14 protein-coding genes and 2 pseudogenes are annotated in these 14,394 nt (G+C 38.5%); 9 read left to right on the forward strand and 7 right to left on the reverse strand.

Features of this window, described 5'->3' with window-relative positions:
- The first annotated feature begins 59 nt into the window (after nt 1-59).
- The 5 genes and pseudogenes from ACOWPH_RS28005 (at nt 60) to ACOWPH_RS28025 (ending at nt 3,968) form a co-directional block, all read left to right on the forward strand.
- On the forward strand, nt 60-551 hold the full coding sequence (locus ACOWPH_RS28005) for a GNAT family N-acetyltransferase (RefSeq protein WP_015213369.1): 492 nt from the start codon (nt 60-62) through the stop codon (nt 549-551).
- Between the two features lie 119 nt (nt 552-670).
- Nucleotides 671-1,438, forward strand: coding sequence for a pyridoxamine 5'-phosphate oxidase family protein (locus tag ACOWPH_RS28010; RefSeq protein WP_015213370.1), 768 nt, complete (start codon nt 671-673; stop codon nt 1,436-1,438).
- Nucleotides 1,439-1,651: 213 nt separating this feature from the next.
- The gene (locus tag ACOWPH_RS28015; RefSeq protein ID WP_171815766.1) at nt 1,652-1,822 is read left to right on the forward strand and encodes a hypothetical protein; all 171 of its coding nucleotides are present in this window, start codon (nt 1,652-1,654) and stop codon (nt 1,820-1,822) included.
- A gap of 92 nt (nt 1,823-1,914) precedes the next feature.
- Nucleotides 1,915-3,133, forward strand: a pseudogene (locus ACOWPH_RS28020) (ISAs1 family transposase).
- A 43-nt stretch (nt 3,134-3,176) separates the two neighbouring features.
- Nucleotides 3,177-3,968: a DMT family transporter gene (locus tag ACOWPH_RS28025; RefSeq protein ID WP_052334506.1), complete on the forward strand. Its 792-nt coding sequence runs from the start codon at nt 3,177-3,179 to the stop codon at nt 3,966-3,968.
- 77 nt (nt 3,969-4,045) lie between these two features.
- Here the strand turns inward: ACOWPH_RS28025 and ACOWPH_RS28030 are convergent, their stop codons facing one another.
- A complete protein-coding gene (locus ACOWPH_RS28030; protein ID WP_015213371.1) occupies nt 4,046-5,575 on the reverse strand; it encodes a WGR domain-containing protein in 1,530 nt (509 codons plus the stop codon).
- A 114-nt stretch (nt 5,576-5,689) separates the two neighbouring features.
- The gene (locus tag ACOWPH_RS28035) at nt 5,690-6,241 is read right to left on the reverse strand and encodes a hypothetical protein (RefSeq protein WP_250855298.1); all 552 of its coding nucleotides are present in this window, start codon (nt 6,239-6,241) and stop codon (nt 5,690-5,692) included.
- Nucleotides 6,242-6,606: 365 nt separating this feature from the next.
- On the opposite strand from ACOWPH_RS28035, the pseudogene ACOWPH_RS28040 reads away from it, so the two are divergent.
- A pseudogene (locus ACOWPH_RS28040) lies at nt 6,607-7,034 on the forward strand (PAP/fibrillin family protein); the annotation flags it as partial.
- Nucleotides 7,035-7,167: 133 nt separating this feature from the next.
- Here ACOWPH_RS28040 and ACOWPH_RS28045 read toward each other — a convergent pair.
- A complete protein-coding gene (locus ACOWPH_RS28045) occupies nt 7,168-7,449 on the reverse strand; it encodes a hypothetical protein (protein ID WP_015213373.1) in 282 nt (93 codons plus the stop codon).
- A 231-nt stretch (nt 7,450-7,680) separates the two neighbouring features.
- Here ACOWPH_RS28045 and ACOWPH_RS28050 point away from each other — a divergent pair, with 231 nt between their 5' ends.
- Complete coding sequence (locus ACOWPH_RS28050; protein ID WP_015213374.1) at nt 7,681-7,869, forward strand: hypothetical protein; 189 nt, start codon at nt 7,681-7,683, stop codon at nt 7,867-7,869.
- 237 nt (nt 7,870-8,106) lie between these two features.
- A complete protein-coding gene (locus ACOWPH_RS28055; RefSeq protein WP_015213375.1) occupies nt 8,107-8,472 on the forward strand; it encodes a VOC family protein in 366 nt (121 codons plus the stop codon).
- Nucleotides 8,473-8,878: 406 nt separating this feature from the next.
- Here the strand turns inward: ACOWPH_RS28055 and ACOWPH_RS28060 are convergent, their stop codons facing one another.
- From ACOWPH_RS28060 to ACOWPH_RS28075, 4 genes are all read right to left on the reverse strand, one after another.
- Nucleotides 8,879-10,012 carry a hypothetical protein gene (locus ACOWPH_RS28060; RefSeq protein WP_015213377.1) on the reverse strand — a complete coding sequence of 378 codons (1,134 nt, stop codon included), beginning with the start codon at nt 10,010-10,012 and terminating at the stop codon, nt 8,879-8,881.
- A gap of 295 nt (nt 10,013-10,307) precedes the next feature.
- The gene (locus ACOWPH_RS28065) at nt 10,308-11,348 is read right to left on the reverse strand and encodes a hypothetical protein (RefSeq protein WP_015213379.1); all 1,041 of its coding nucleotides are present in this window, start codon (nt 11,346-11,348) and stop codon (nt 10,308-10,310) included.
- Between the two features lie 11 nt (nt 11,349-11,359).
- Nucleotides 11,360-11,836: a helicase-related protein gene (locus ACOWPH_RS28070; RefSeq protein WP_422665645.1), complete on the reverse strand. Its 477-nt coding sequence runs from the start codon at nt 11,834-11,836 to the stop codon at nt 11,360-11,362.
- Nucleotides 11,730-13,073 (reverse strand): DEAD/DEAH box helicase, encoded by a 1,344-nt coding sequence (locus ACOWPH_RS28075; RefSeq protein WP_422665646.1) that lies wholly within the window; start codon nt 13,071-13,073, stop codon nt 11,730-11,732. Before ACOWPH_RS28075 ends, ACOWPH_RS28070 begins: the two co-directional genes overlap by 107 nt.
- Nucleotides 13,074-13,471: 398 nt before the next feature.
- Here ACOWPH_RS28075 and ACOWPH_RS28080 point away from each other — a divergent pair, with 398 nt between their 5' ends.
- The gene (locus ACOWPH_RS28080) at nt 13,472-14,356 is read left to right on the forward strand and encodes a DUF1186 domain-containing protein (protein WP_015213381.1); all 885 of its coding nucleotides are present in this window, start codon (nt 13,472-13,474) and stop codon (nt 14,354-14,356) included.
- The last annotated feature ends 38 nt before the right edge of the window (nt 14,357-14,394 follow it).

The raw sequence follows: 14,394 nt of genomic DNA on the forward strand, positions 1-14,394 counted from the left end.
GCTCTTGTGAAAGTCCACTTAACTGACTAACTTAGTCATAACAGGATTTCAACAACTCAATGATGCTAACCCAACAGAAGATTCAGATTAGGGCAGAAACTCCCCAGGAAGATACCCTAATTGCAGAACACTTTTATCAGATGTGGCTAGATATCGGCATTTCTCCTGAAGCAATTACAGCCGATTGGTTGGACACAGTGTTGCACTTTATTGATCATGCCCGTCGAGAACTAGAATATCAGGCATTTGTCGCAGAAATAGATGGTCTCATTGTCGGTTCTGTCGGTTGTCAACGATTTGCTGGATTGTATCCAAATATCATGAAAGCGAGAGAACGCTGCGATGGATATATTTGGGGCGTTTATGTGCAACCAGCTTACCGTCGTCAGGGAATTGCCACCCAATTGACAAAAAAAGCGATGAACTATCTGAAAACAATTGGTTGTACCCATGCAGTTTTAAATGCCTCACCAGATGGTGAACCTGTTTATTCACAATTGGGATTTATGAACAGCAATCTAATGAAGCTAGATTTGCATTCTCTTAATTGATTTCCTTTAAGTGAACAGGCACAAACACTTAAAAATTCCCTACACAAGAAGTTCCATTCTTGCCTATTCCCTATTCCTTGCCCTAACCAGTAATTTTACCAATCAAACCGGATTGCTATATGAATTCATTACCAACTGAAACCCAGTCTGATTTATTAACAATTACCCAACGTAATCAAATCAAAAGATTACCTCACAAAGCAAAGTATGAGCGCCAAGAGATTTACCAAATCTTAGATGAAGGCTTAGTCTGTCATGTCGGATTTGTAGTTGATTCTCAACCATTTGTGATTCCTACTGCCTACGGCAGAATAGATGAGTGTTTGTACATCCACGGTTCCCCAGCTAGTCGAATGTTGCGAAACCTGAAACAGGGTATCGAAGTTTGCATCACCGTCACTTTGTTAGATGGGTTAGTGTTAGCGCGTTCAGCTTTTCATCATTCAATGAATTTTCGCTCTGTTGTCATCTTTGGAACTGCAACCGTTGTGGAAGATGAAGCCGAAAAATTAGCAGCATTGAAAGCATTTACCGAACACGTTGTTTCTGGTCGCTGGGACGAGGTGCGTCCTCCCACCAGTCAGGAATTTGCCGGAACACTGGTATTATCACTACCCATAACAGAAGCCTCTGCCAAAGTGAGAACAGGACCACCAATCGACGATGAGGAAGATTACGCTTTAAGCGTGTGGGCGGGAGAATTGCCATTACAATTAACAACCACAACGCCTATACCAGATCCGCGTTTATCACCGGAGATTGAATTACCAGATAACGTGCAGAATTATACTAGAAATTCGGCAAAGTCTGTTTCAGAGGGAACAGGGAACACTTCGACAAGCTCATTGCATCGCGGGCAACAGAGACCAGAAAAAACTCATGTTTAAAAACATGATATTGAAAATTTGGACACTGTTTTCTTCGGGCTAAACATCTTAAAAAAAAGATGTTTTTTGACTGAAGCTCTAAACTCAGAACTAAAGTTTTAGGGAACAGATAACAGGACACTTTCTGTTCCCTATTCCCTTTTTTTGTAAGGTAAAATGCAAAGTTAAAGGGAACAGATACTGCATATTTCCTATCTTGTTTAAGATAAAAAAATGAAAATCAAGTCTGGCAATCAATTTGTCCGTAACCATAAAATCAATGAAAGCATAGATGCAGAAACATTGGGTTTAGCTTATGGGTTTCTGGGTGTTTTAATATTTAGTTTGACACTTCCAGCAACACGCCTTGCAGTGGCAGGGTTAGCGCATCTCAAACCCTATTGACAAGGGGATTTATTTGATATGTGGGAGGATGTTCAAGTGAAACAACTCAAGGTAAGTTAATACATAACCCATCTAGTCAATGTATCTAAGCAATGTCAACAGGATTTAAGAAGAAGTGCAAAACCAGAACATCTGTTACACCCAGTGTAGACAGTAAAGAGATTACCAGTAAGTTTCAGCAACACTTTACGGAAATAAAAGACCCTAGAGCAGAAAGGACTCGACTGCATTTACTCACCGATATTATCACTATTTCCTTGTTGGCAGTTATAGCAGGGGCTGAAGGTTGGGAAGATATTGAAGAATATGGATTAAGTAAAAAAGAGTGGTTAGAGACATTTTTAGAACTACCAGAAGGAATACCCAGTCCAGATACATTTAGAAGAGTATTTGAGAGAATAAACCCCAAAGAATTTGAGCAATGTTTTCGGAATTGGGTGCAATCATTAGTGGAGAAATTGGGTGTAGAAGTAGTTGCTATAGATGGTAAAACTCATCGAGGCTCATATGACCGAGAATCGAAACTAAAAGCCTTACATACAGTCAGCGCATGGGAAGAGTGAAAATAGGTTGATTCTAGGACAAACAAAGGTCAGTTGTAAATCGAATGAAATCACGGCAATTCCAGCACTATTAGAGACTCTGGACTTGTCTGGCTGTATTATCACCATTGATGCAATGGGTACGCAAAAATCAATTGCCGAACAAATCATAGCCGGAAATGCTGATTATATTTTAAGCCTAAAAGATAATCATCCCACGCTACATCAACAAGTAAAAAATTGGTTTGAAATAGCACAATCTTTAGACTTTAAAGGTGTTGATGTCAGTATTAGTCAACGGGTTGAAAAAGGACATCACCGCATCGAAAATCGCACCTGTTATACTGTTCTACTATCACAACTACCAGCACTTCATGAACAAAACCAGTGGGTAGGACTAACAACAGTAGTCATGGTAGTTCGTAAGATTCAGCATTGGAATAAAACTACCCATGAAGTTCAATTTTACATTACTAGTCTTGATAGTGATGCTAACAAAATTGGTAGTGCAATTCGACAGCATTGGGGGATTGAAAACTCTGTTCATTGGACATTAGATGTCACTTTTCATGAAGATGAATGTCGGATTCGTTCTATGCACAGTCCACAAAACTTTGCTTTATTACGTCGCATTGCCCTCAATGCCTTAGACCGAGAACCAACTTTTCATCGCAGTATTCGACAAAAGTCAAGGCGAGCTGCTATGAATGATCAGTACATGGTTTCTGTGTTAGCAGCATCCATAGCAAACTATTCTCCTCTACTGTAATTCCCCTGTCAATAGGGTTTGAGATGCGCTAACCCTGCTTGCAGTGGCTGAATTGGACTCTACCTTTGTGGGGTTAGGACGTGCGGTAGTAGCATCCATTTTGGCAGCTTTGTTATTGAAGGTAACTCGGCAACCCATACCATCCCGGCGGCATTTATCCAGTTTAGTTGTTGTGGCTTTAGGTGTAATTGTGGGGTTTCCTTTGCTATCAGCTTGGGCAATGCGCTCTTTACCTGCATCTCATGGGGCAATCATAGTAGGCATTTTACCATTAGCTACTGCCATTGTTGGTGCATTCAGAACAGGTGAGCGTCCTTCGACCAAATTCTGGTTGTGTAGTGGTATTGGTAGTACAGTAGTTGTCGGCTTTGCAGTCATAACAGGAGGTGGAAGATTACAGATTACTGATTTGGCTTTACTCGGTGCGGTTATTGCTGCGGCTGTGGGTTATGCCGAGGGAGGACGTTTATCGCGTGAATTGGGCGGATGGCAGGTGATTTGCTGGGCATTGGTCTTGACTGCTATTCCTTTGACAGTTCCCGTTGCTATTGCGGTCGCGCAACATGGACTTCACGCCTCATTACAAGCATGGTTAGGCTTTAGCTATGTCAGTGTGTTCAGTATGTTTCTTGGCTTTTTCGCCTGGTATCATGGGCTGGCGATTGGTGGGGTGGTGCGAGTCAGTCAAATGCAACTCTTGCAACCCTTTCTGACTATTTTTGCTTCAGTATTATTTCTGCAAGAGCAGATGACAACACCAACTATCATCACAGCCTTGGTAGTTGTTGCAACAGTTGCAGTGGGTAAAAAAGCTCCAATTTACAGTTTGAAATAAGCATTTATATCAGTATTTCAACCATAACTCAGTACAACAACCGTCGTTGAGCATCGCGAATAACATATCCATCAGCATCATTGGTCAATATCGAGATCAGAGTGAGGATCATCATTTTTAACTACTGGCTCAGATATGTTGACCGACAAAACTTGCAGATTACCTTGAGTACAGATTAATCGCAGACTATCAATTTCCGCCGGTTGGACACGATGTCGGTAATGAGAGAGAAAAGTGTCATTCAAATAAACAGCTAATTGGGTTTCTTGTACCGCAATCTTCACAGTAAACTTTTTACCAAAGGCCATCTCCTGGGGGAAGGGAAGTCTTTCTTCCAGCCCCCAATTCCCGACCTTAGTATTTTGGACGATTTGTCCTTCATTGGAACGCGGATTGAAGTGATAGGCAAAATTTTCTCCTGCCATCAGATTGAAGGAGAACCAGGAATTAGGAGAGATAGCGACAATTTCTACAGTAGAGCCAGGTCGGAAATTTACAATGCTCCACCAAACATCTTCTCCTGCTTTAACGGTAACAAGAATGCCCTGGGTTGTCAGACCAGCTTCCTTAATAGAGACAGTGCTTTCCATCATTTCGGGGCGGTAATTAACCCCAGCAAACCAGCCTCCTGTGTCCCCTCCTGCCCATCCTTCTACAGCAAAGGTTTGACGGCATAACGCTTTGAATTCTGGAGCAGCACTGATATCTTGATTTTCGTAACCTGCTGGATGAAAAATTCGTCCTATATATCTGCCCTTGAGGCGAATCTGCCCCACCACATAGATCCCTCCACCCACTGAATACACAGCCTTTGCTGGGTCTCGTGAGTAAAACGCGACATATCCACCATCTGTCCCAGTGTACTGATTCACGGTAGGTAAAATTCTCGCCTCAAATCCCTCTGCCCCACCGGAATGAGTGCTAACTATACATCTGTTATTGGTAAAGACGCGAAAATCTTCGGGTAGCCAGTAGGGAGTAAAATTAGATATAGGCCTTTCTTCTGCTATTTGGGTAATTAGAGATGATCCAGAAGCTAGTGATGAGCTTTCTGTCGCCGTCGGCAACTGCACATAACCTTTTTTCAACTTCTCATTTATTTTCTTCTGGGCAGCAGCTTGAGCTTTTTGAGGACTGCTGTAGGTTTTGCTGTCGGTTTGTCCAGAAGTGCCAATGCGTCCATAGCGAATTGTGACACTTAATCCGTTAATAACAACTTCATAGAACTTGTGGGAATGGTCGTCGGAGAGTTCCAGATAAACGGTTTGGGTGCTGGCAGGAGGCGAATAGTAGGGGTCGAGCAATGGTGCCGTAGGCGATCGCGTACCAATTTCCACAAATTTACTCCCACTCATGAATAAACTCCCATCTTCCAGCACAGATAATTCTTCAGTGAATGGATCTGTTATCCAATCTAGCAAAACAGAGCGACCATCAGCTGAGATGGAGTATCTACCTCGGCGGTCAGTGCTTAACAATCTATAAGAGCCATCTGGTTCAAATAAATAACAGTATTTGTCTCGATGCAGCCAGATTGAGCGGATTAATTTCTCCTGAAGACTGTTTTCTGGCTCTGAGGATAATTGAGGTGAGGGATTGCTAGGCATAGACACTTGGGCATTTTTTATACTCCAATATAGCTCAACTCAATGAACTGTTAATGAACTTTTATTAAGCAGCGTAGTGAGTTAGGGGAGATTCAGCTAACAACGAATCGCACTCTACTGCCTAACCGGATAATATAATCCGTCTTGCTCTTGAAATTTCCATCCCAAGCTCATCGGGTCACGATTCCTCGACCAACTAATAAATTCTTTTTCACTCTTGCTTTCGCGCTCTGTAATCAAACTTTGAGCAGTGACACCCAATCGTTGCGCTAAGTTCTCAGGAGCAAAAGATTTTATTTCGACTGGTTGTTGTTGATATGGATATCCTGACCTGCTACTACGGGCTTGACCACCGTATTTGCCAGAAGCAAGCGCCCGTTCTATTTTTTCCAACTGTTTACTAAGGACTTCCAGTTTAGTGGACACCAGTTGATCTTGCTGGCAAAGATGCGTTTCCAGTTCTAAGAGTTTCTCCTCCACCTGCTGTAATTCGCTGGTTGCTTCCAGTTTTACGCTGCTATCAAACTGTGAAATCACTTCCTGTAAGCCTTGCAGTAACGCTGTTGTATGACCGTCACGGTGTATTCTCGCTAAGTGGCGTACTATAGGAATTAGTACAGTAGGCACGCGAATCATCTCGCTGGGTGGGGTCTTGTTGGCAGTCATGATAGCTAGGATTGATATCATAAATTATAACCCCAAAGCCTTGGTTTTTCTTCCTTTAATCTGGAAACGCATCTATACAAAAAACTATATGTTTAAGACCATTTGGGAATAACACCAGCGTGCCAACAAGCTTTAGAAGCTGAAAGTAACCCAAACATAGAAGTCCAAAATTTATCCCTTTTTTGGTGAATATCCGTAAGGACATTCCATATTATGTTTAGTTCTGTTAGTAACCCGCTAAAATAGACTCAATATTTGTAAAGCTTGTTGCGGTGCTGCTTAATTTTGTGGCAGTAAAGCCTGTCTATTTTGACAATACCTTCGCCAAAATCTTGAAACCCTATTGATATCGTCACGATTTTATAGCTAGAAAAATCCGTTCTTTGGATTCTCTACCATTGGGTTTACAAATAGGTAAAGTTTATCAAGTAATTAATATTGCCAATAAACTGTTTTTTAATTTGGATCAAGTGCAACATCCTCTGAAAATCATATCAGGATATGTGAAAGTAACAGCTAGTTTTGAACCTGCTCTAGATACATCGGGTTTAGCAGACAAACGCATCAATGTTGATTTTGATAAACGTTATTTGGCGATTGAGAAAATTGTAGGTATTGATACGCCTCAACTAAATCCCTTTAAAGTCGTAGCGGCTAATAATCCTCAAGGGGGAATTGCCACTCTTGATATCACTTAATCACTTATTTAGATGAAACTTTAAGAATTGGATGTGGGGGAGACGAAAGTTTATTTATTCTCAATAAAGTCAATGATTTGCCTAATTTATCTTAAAAATGGCTGAGAGCTTAATTTTTAAATCATTGCTAAAAGCTTGATGATATCAAGTATAGCTATTAACCTTTTGCAGTATATCTTTTGAATTGAGATAATTGCAAAAAGCTAATATTAGCTCCATTTTTCGATGTTATCCATATATAACTACAGTGTTTTCTTTCGTGGGGATAAGGACTCCGTTGAAATAAGTTTTTTTGGAATTATCTATAGTGTTAATTTTCTGATTGCTGTATTTATTATCTCCACCTATAGTTTGTTTTTTTGACTTATTATCGTCTAAATAAATATAGGGATAATCCTGTAAAGATTCGCAATAACCCCCTAATAAAGTCTCTGCTTGCGCTGGGGTCATATCTTCTAAAAATAATCTGATATCAATTTGATACAAATCAAAATCTATGAATTTAGTCATTTTTCTAATTCCAGAAGATAACCTGCTTTGGCTCTAATTTGACAAAATTATTCATAATTTTCATCTATCTGGTGGATAATATTGAAGTTGCTAATTGTCGTTCTGATGGTAGATTGTGCTAACGCATTCTGTGATTTTGGGCATTTTCTTATTTTTTCTGGAAAACGGGAGGAAACAATAGTTTTTGAGTAAATATGTTTTGATTACGGTAGACAACTAAAACTATATATCATGTCAACTAAAGTTCATTTAGTTACTATTATCGAAAATGTTACCTTGTTGGTATTCTACACAGACTCGGATTGTTGGCAGTTCCGGTTAATTAGTGCTGGTGGTGAAGTGTTTGGGGAACGTAAACTTTATTACACTCCAGAAGCTGCCGAAAAAGCTGGTCGCGAGTGGATTTATCAGGGACATTAAGCTGTTATGCAGCTTGGTTAAATTGGTGAATTTGTATCAATAGCAATTTGTTGATTACAGTCTTGACATTTATAAATTATTCGCTATATAACTTGGTTGATTTTATGTCAACTAACAAATAATTTTGGCATACTGTAAGATAGAAGAAATCTCAAAAATTGACTAGTACAAAACATCATCACTATCAACTTTTATACATAGCTGACATTAATTACTTTCTAAAACTAGAGGTGTAAAATGACAATTACCCTTAATCACACCATAGTACCGGCACACGATAAGGAAGCATCTGCACAGTTCTTTGCCCAAATTTTTGGTTTAAAGGTAGAACCTCCCCTTGCTCACTTTGCTGTTGTGCGTGTAAACAATCAATTGACCTTTGATTTTGATAATAGAGAAAATTTTGAGTCACACCACTATGCTTTTCATGTTACAGATCAAGAATTTGATGCTATCTTTGCACGGGTGAAGGAAATGGGTTTGGAATACAGTAGCGACCCTATGCACCAACATCAAGGTGAAATTAATCACAGAAAAGGTGGTCGAGGTTTTTATTTCTATGACCCCAATGGTCATAACTTGGAACTGCTGACCCGTGAATAAGGAACTTCCAAATAAAAAAATACCCCATTGGTTTTAGTGCGAAAAGCTTACCCGATAATCTTTTTGAGTTCTGTCTTGCGTTACGTTACTAGCTTGGTAATACTTCCCATCGACTCTTTGTTTTGTGCGCCATGGCGCACAAATTTCCCAGAGATAAATTTTGTGCGCCAATTTTTTCTGCCCCCCAACTCTGTTGATATGACGCTTTTTAAGTAATTGGACAAAATTAATTACACAAAAATAGGGACTGAAATCCTTGACTGGTAAAGAATTAGTCAATAACCAATATATCATTAATTCTGTCTTGGTACTTATTACATTGTCACAAAACTTACATAATCTCTATCAGTTAGAGAGCGAAAGCCTCTTCCTATCAATAAACGATAAGCTTCATGACGGCGGTTAATTAAAGCCTTAACAACCCTGCCTTTTGTAAACGTGAGAGTAAACCAGGACGATTGCTGTAATCTGTTTGCATTTCCTGAACACGTAACTTAAACTGCTCTAGCTTTCCTTGATGTTCAGCTAAATCGCGTAGATTTCTCAAATGTGCAATTGCATCATCATAGGGTTTAGATTGTTTGAGAGCAATTAATCTAAAAACCTCCTCCCATAATTTCGCTTCCTTGGGAACTAGTGCTAACAATTGACGAATTCTTGCCTCCTTTGCCGCTTTAAGCTCTTGTTCTTGGCGAAGTCTGCTACAATCCTCCGCACTAGCTATTAGTTGAAAAAGCAATCGTCTATTACCATTACCTTGAACTAAAGCAATTTGACTATTAGATAATTCTTTCAATCTTTTTGCTAATTGAACTCCAATTAATGGCTCATTCTTGAGGACTTTAACCAAAAATTCGTTGCGTTCTGCTTCTGGTAAAGTGGGAATTAATGCTTCTAAAGATGTAAATTCTGCCTGTGTAGAGTTACTAGCTGTAGCTGCTACTGTAATTAAATCATTATCAACCTTAAAAAACTCAACAAAACTTTGTAGCGAGTCCGACAACTTTTGCAAATTGGCAGGTACAGGTGGTTCTAGTACATCTGACTCATCTTCAGATAGCTCATAATCATCGCATACTCTAGTTTTCGCTTTTAACCAAGCCAAATATAAAACCCGGAAATCACCTTGCAATAATTCATTTCTCAGTGATGCTAAATTAGATAGCCACCCTTCACCTTCTATCCAATCTCGATATTCTTCATCATTAATATTGATATCAAGAATTAGATAATTTGAAGTATTAGAAACAGAAATACAATCATCTACACAATATTGCTTAATCAAAGTAGCATCTACCAGTTTTTTCGGCAACCGAAATAAAAGCTGTCTTGTTCCCCAGTTAGCCATGTACAACATGACATCAAAACACTTTTCTAACAAATCTTGGGGGTTGCCCCGAAAGTCACCGTAACTATAAGTGAAAGCTGCTTTGGTTGGTGATAATTCCACTCGACTAGAAAGACTTTCAACGTAACTTCGTTCAGTTTTTGTTAATATTCTATCTAAAGCTTGAAATTCATAATACTGGTATTCACTCATAATTATCCTCTTTTATTAAGTGGGTATTGGGCATTGGGCATTGGGCATTGGGCATTGGGTATATCTTAATTGTTCATGTCCTATTCCCGATATTAACAAATAATCTATTCATAAATAAATCCAAAATCCAAAAATTAAATCGAATCGCTATATAGCAATCCCCAAAAAATGTGAACCAAACTCATTCCATAAACTCCATATTTAGCCTTCATGAGTTACTTTATAAATCAAATCAGAACGTTGTATATTAACTTTGATTTTAGAAAAAATTGTCCCTTGGGATTTGACATATAAATCATTTATTCCAAACAGTTGAAGAGATAATTTTAGCATCTGCATCATCTAAATAAAAATTATAAACAGGTTCACCAGAAACTTCACAACGCAATGGTTCAATAATTTTAGTAAAAGGATTCCAAACTGCTGTAACAATCCGTTTCGCTTTCTTTCTTTGTAAAGAGAATTGAATATGTACCGTAGGTAAATGGATAATCATGGAACTGTGTAACCAAGCCTCCACACTCATTTTATAACGCTCTTGCACATCCAACAATTTTCTCTCTAACTCTTTATTTGTTGCTTCAATCCTTGCTAATTCCTTATCTTTATCGGCATCTATCAAACCTTTAGATTCTATCTTCCTAAGAATTTCGGCACTGATTGTGTTGTAATAATCCTTGAGTCTCTCTTCATCTCTAGTTCTTGCTCTAATTAATTTAGCCTGCCAATTTTCCAAGGTTTGACTAACTAATATTTCGCTGCGAGTTTCAATTAAATTTAATAAATTAGCAATTGGTAGTGATAATTCTAAATCTTGTTCATCTACTGCAATTCTATCAGCTTCCCAGAATAAAGCATTACCAATTTCTACTGGTGTTACTCCCGTTAATTCATTGATAATAAAGGAAACTAAACCAATTCTTTTCTCTTCGGCATTCGCTGTGTAAGCTACATTACATAAAATATAACGGGTGATTTCTGGTTTAGCATCAACAAATTTAATTAAGCCATTTTGAGCCACAAATCTTTCCGTAAGCAGCTTATCAAAATTCGTATTTTTGAGGTATCCATCATATTTAATACCTAATGCACTAACTTGTCCTGTAGTAGATAATAAATCAGATAATTTATTTAATACTTCGGAATGATAAGTAACAAAAACACTTTGAGATACATCAGCTTTTGTTGTAAATGTCACATCTTCTGGTAAGGATAGCAGTGACGCTAAATTTTCAGTTAGCAAAACATTCAAAGTGTGTTCACTAGCTGGTTCTGCGATACCATCATGTAACGCAATAATTTTTTCTAACGTGGAAATAATTGGATCTGATAACATTTTGAAATGTCCTAAGCCTCAAAATCTTCACCGAAAATCTGTTCATCTAATTCCTGAACTTGTTGATACTGGTCTTTAGCTTTCAACAAATTATCTGCTAATTGTTCAAAAGCTGTATCTAATTCAGGTTTTTTCTGATTTTTCAACCAAATCTCCATGACAATTTCACTAAAATCAAATTCATCATCTACATTCCCTAGAATTGTCTCAATCTCACCTACCACCAATTCAAACATATTGATTTTGTCATGTAATATTCGCAGAATATATTCTTCAATGCTGCCTTTTAAACAAAAGTTAAAAATAAATACATCCTGAGTTTGGCCAATGCGGTGAATACGACCAATGCGTTGTTCTATTTTCATAGGATTCCAAGGCAGATCATAATTTACGATCGCATTTGCAAACTGAATATTCCGCCCTTCTCCACCTGTTTCCGATGCTAACAGTACAGAAACAGTATCCCGAAAAGGCAGCGATCGCTTCATCTTTGGCTTTCAAGGACATCCCCCCTTGAAATTCTGCAAAGGGAATATTTGCTGCTGACAGAGTTTTAGCCAAATATTCACTGGTGGCTTTGTGAGTAGTGAAAACCAATGTTTTCTGACTAGATTTTGACAGCATTTCTATCAATACTCTCGCTTTCTCCACCTGCTTTACCTGTGCGGCACGTTTAGCTAAAGACTTCAATTCTTCATCATCAGGTATGCGTTTAGTCAATTGTTTGAGAGAATCAGCCAAAGCACCAGGAGAAGAACCAGCCCGCATTAACAAATTAGTTCGGGAAAGTCTGTCTAACTTATCTTCAGAAGAACGCAGATAATCACTCAAATCTTGGTAAAGTTTCTGTTCACCAGCAGCAGGTGCAACTGTAATTGTAGTAGCAAATCGTTTTGGTAACTTCACATCTACCAAAGCGCGTGTATTGCGTACCATCACTTCCCGCATCAAGGAACGCAGTTTTTCCGGATTTTTGGGAATACGTCCATTTCTGGAATCAACGTATTCTTTTTTAAACGCAGCTTCTGTTTGCAATAAACCTGGTTTCAGCAGAGTCAGGAGATTGAATAGTTCAATCAGCGAATTCTGGACTGGGGTTGCAGTCAGCATGAGGATAAACCGCTTGTTAAGGGCGTTTACCAACTTCCAGTTAAGAGTCGTGCGATTTTTGAGGTGGTGTGCTTCATCAACAACTACCAAGTCCCAGGTGCGACCGGTGACATGAGAAAAATGCTTGGCAGATTTAGCCGTGTTGAGTGAAGCGATAATGCGGGGATTCTGTGTCCAAAAATCTTCTAGGGGTTGTTGGGGGTCACGGTTATCTGTGGTAATAGTGGCAATGTTAAATTTTTCACTTAATTCTAATTGCCACTGAGAAACGAGGGATGCAGGAGTGAGTACGAGTAGGGACTGTACCATGCCTCTAGCTAAATACTCAGCACAGATAATTCCGGCTTCAACGGTTTTGCCCAAACCCACTTCATCTGCTAATAATGCCCGTCCACCAAGTTGTCTCAGCACCTTGCGGGCTGTTTCAATTTGATACCAATATTTGTCAATAGCAGTGAGGGTGGGAAGGCACACTAACTGGTCATAGTCTGCCATGACCGAGAGTTTAAATAGGTCTAGACGTGCTTCGTAAAAGTCCAGGCGATCGTATTTACCTGCTTTGAGTGCTTCTAAGGCTGTGGAGGAGTTAAATTTAAATGTATAATTTTGATTCATAATGCACTCAGAGCGAACCCTTTTGACCTGACTAATACCTTTTGTCAGTTTAGGGAGTTTTTACACTAAATTCAATTACGAGATGTTGGTTTTGATAATTTGTAACCAATTTCAACGTCCTCAAACCACGTAAATTGATGAAAATTTTTGTTCCAGGACACTTGTGCCTATTTGGTGATTTGAGGATGAGTCATTAGCTACCAATAAGTAGGCCAGTGTTGAAAATTGTCGTGATAACAAGGCAGAAGGGAAGATCTTTTTGGGCAACTTTACTTTCGGTTACATACTACTCTCCGAGAAGCCGCTCCGCGTCTACGGTTTTTTTTACGCCATTCTACTTAATTTTTGCCTAATCATTAGTATATGATTTTAATGTCAGCCAACAATTTAGCTTGAAAATGCAACTAGAAGAAATTTTATCAGAACTAGAAAATAACACTGGTAAATTCCCCCGTTTGGCTTTAGAGAGAGCCATTCAAGAACAGGAAGCCATTACTCCTTTGTTATTAGCGACTTTAGAAGAAAGCAAAAATAATCTAGAAGATTTATTAGAAGAACCAGATTATTTCTTACATATTTATTCCCTGTTTTTACTAGCACAATTTAGAGAATCTAAATCTTATCCTATCATCGTCGATTTTTTTTCGACTCCGGGGGATATTTCCCTAGATGTAACCGGAGATGTGGTAACTGAAGATTTAGGTAGAATTCTTGCTTCTATCAGTCACGGAAATCTTGACCCTATTAAGCAACTGGTAGAAAATCCAGCGGTTAATAAATTTGTTAGAGGTGCTGCTCTAAAATCCTTAGTAATATTGCTTGTTCAAAAAATTATTTCTAGAGAACAGGTCGTCCAATATTTTGAGGAACTTTTTTTAAGCAAGCTGGAAAAAGATAATTCCCATATGTGGAATAAATTAGTGATTAATAGTTGTGATATCTGTGCTATTGAACTTAAAGAGCATATAGATAGAGCTTTTGAAGAAGATTTAATGGAAAGGTTTTTTGTAAATGAAAATAATGTCAATAATTCTCTAGAAATGGGTGTGGAAGCAGCCTTACAGAAACTGCATAACAAACAGCATTATACTTTGATTAATGATACAATATTAGAAATGGAGTCTTGGAATTGCTTTCTAGCAGATAAGCCGAATAAAAAAGATAATTCTCCGATTAGTGTGAAGGGGTTTACTCTAACATTAAATAAAAATAAAAGTCAAGTTGATAAAAAGAAAAAAATGCAGAAAGAATCTCGTCGAAAAAATAGATCGAAGAAAGGTTAATTTTCTTGAACTTGGTTTTTTCAAGATCACAAAAAAAG

The sequence above is a fragment of the Anabaena sp. PCC 7938 genome, assembly GCF_049315035.1.
GTDB lineage: Bacteria > Cyanobacteriota > Cyanobacteriia > Cyanobacteriales > Nostocaceae > Anabaena > Anabaena cylindrica.

Coding starts and splice junctions, on each gene's coding strand:
- ACOWPH_RS28005 (WP_015213369.1), top strand. CDS start 60: ATGATGCTAACCCAACAGAAGATTCAGATTAGGGCAGAAACTCCCCAG.
- ACOWPH_RS28010 (WP_015213370.1), top strand. CDS start 671: ATGAATTCATTACCAACTGAAACCCAGTCTGATTTATTAACAATTACC.
- ACOWPH_RS28015 (WP_171815766.1), top strand. CDS start 1,652: ATGAAAATCAAGTCTGGCAATCAATTTGTCCGTAACCATAAAATCAAT.
- ACOWPH_RS28030 (WP_015213371.1), bottom strand. CDS start 5,575: ATGCCTAGCAATCCCTCACCTCAATTATCCTCAGAGCCAGAAAACAGT.
- ACOWPH_RS28035 (WP_250855298.1), bottom strand. CDS start 6,241: ATGACTGCCAACAAGACCCCACCCAGCGAGATGATTCGCGTGCCTACT.
- ACOWPH_RS28045 (WP_015213373.1), bottom strand. CDS start 7,449: ATGACTAAATTCATAGATTTTGATTTGTATCAAATTGATATCAGATTA.
- ACOWPH_RS28050 (WP_015213374.1), top strand. CDS start 7,681: ATGTCAACTAAAGTTCATTTAGTTACTATTATCGAAAATGTTACCTTG.
- ACOWPH_RS28055 (WP_015213375.1), top strand. CDS start 8,107: ATGACAATTACCCTTAATCACACCATAGTACCGGCACACGATAAGGAA.
- ACOWPH_RS28060 (WP_015213377.1), bottom strand. CDS start 10,012: ATGAGTGAATACCAGTATTATGAATTTCAAGCTTTAGATAGAATATTA.
- ACOWPH_RS28065 (WP_015213379.1), bottom strand. CDS start 11,348: ATGTTATCAGATCCAATTATTTCCACGTTAGAAAAAATTATTGCGTTA.
- ACOWPH_RS28070 (WP_422665645.1), bottom strand. CDS start 11,836: ATGAAGCGATCGCTGCCTTTTCGGGATACTGTTTCTGTACTGTTAGCA.
- ACOWPH_RS28075 (WP_422665646.1), bottom strand. CDS start 13,073: ATGAATCAAAATTATACATTTAAATTTAACTCCTCCACAGCCTTAGAA.
- ACOWPH_RS28080 (WP_015213381.1), top strand. CDS start 13,472: ATGCAACTAGAAGAAATTTTATCAGAACTAGAAAATAACACTGGTAAA.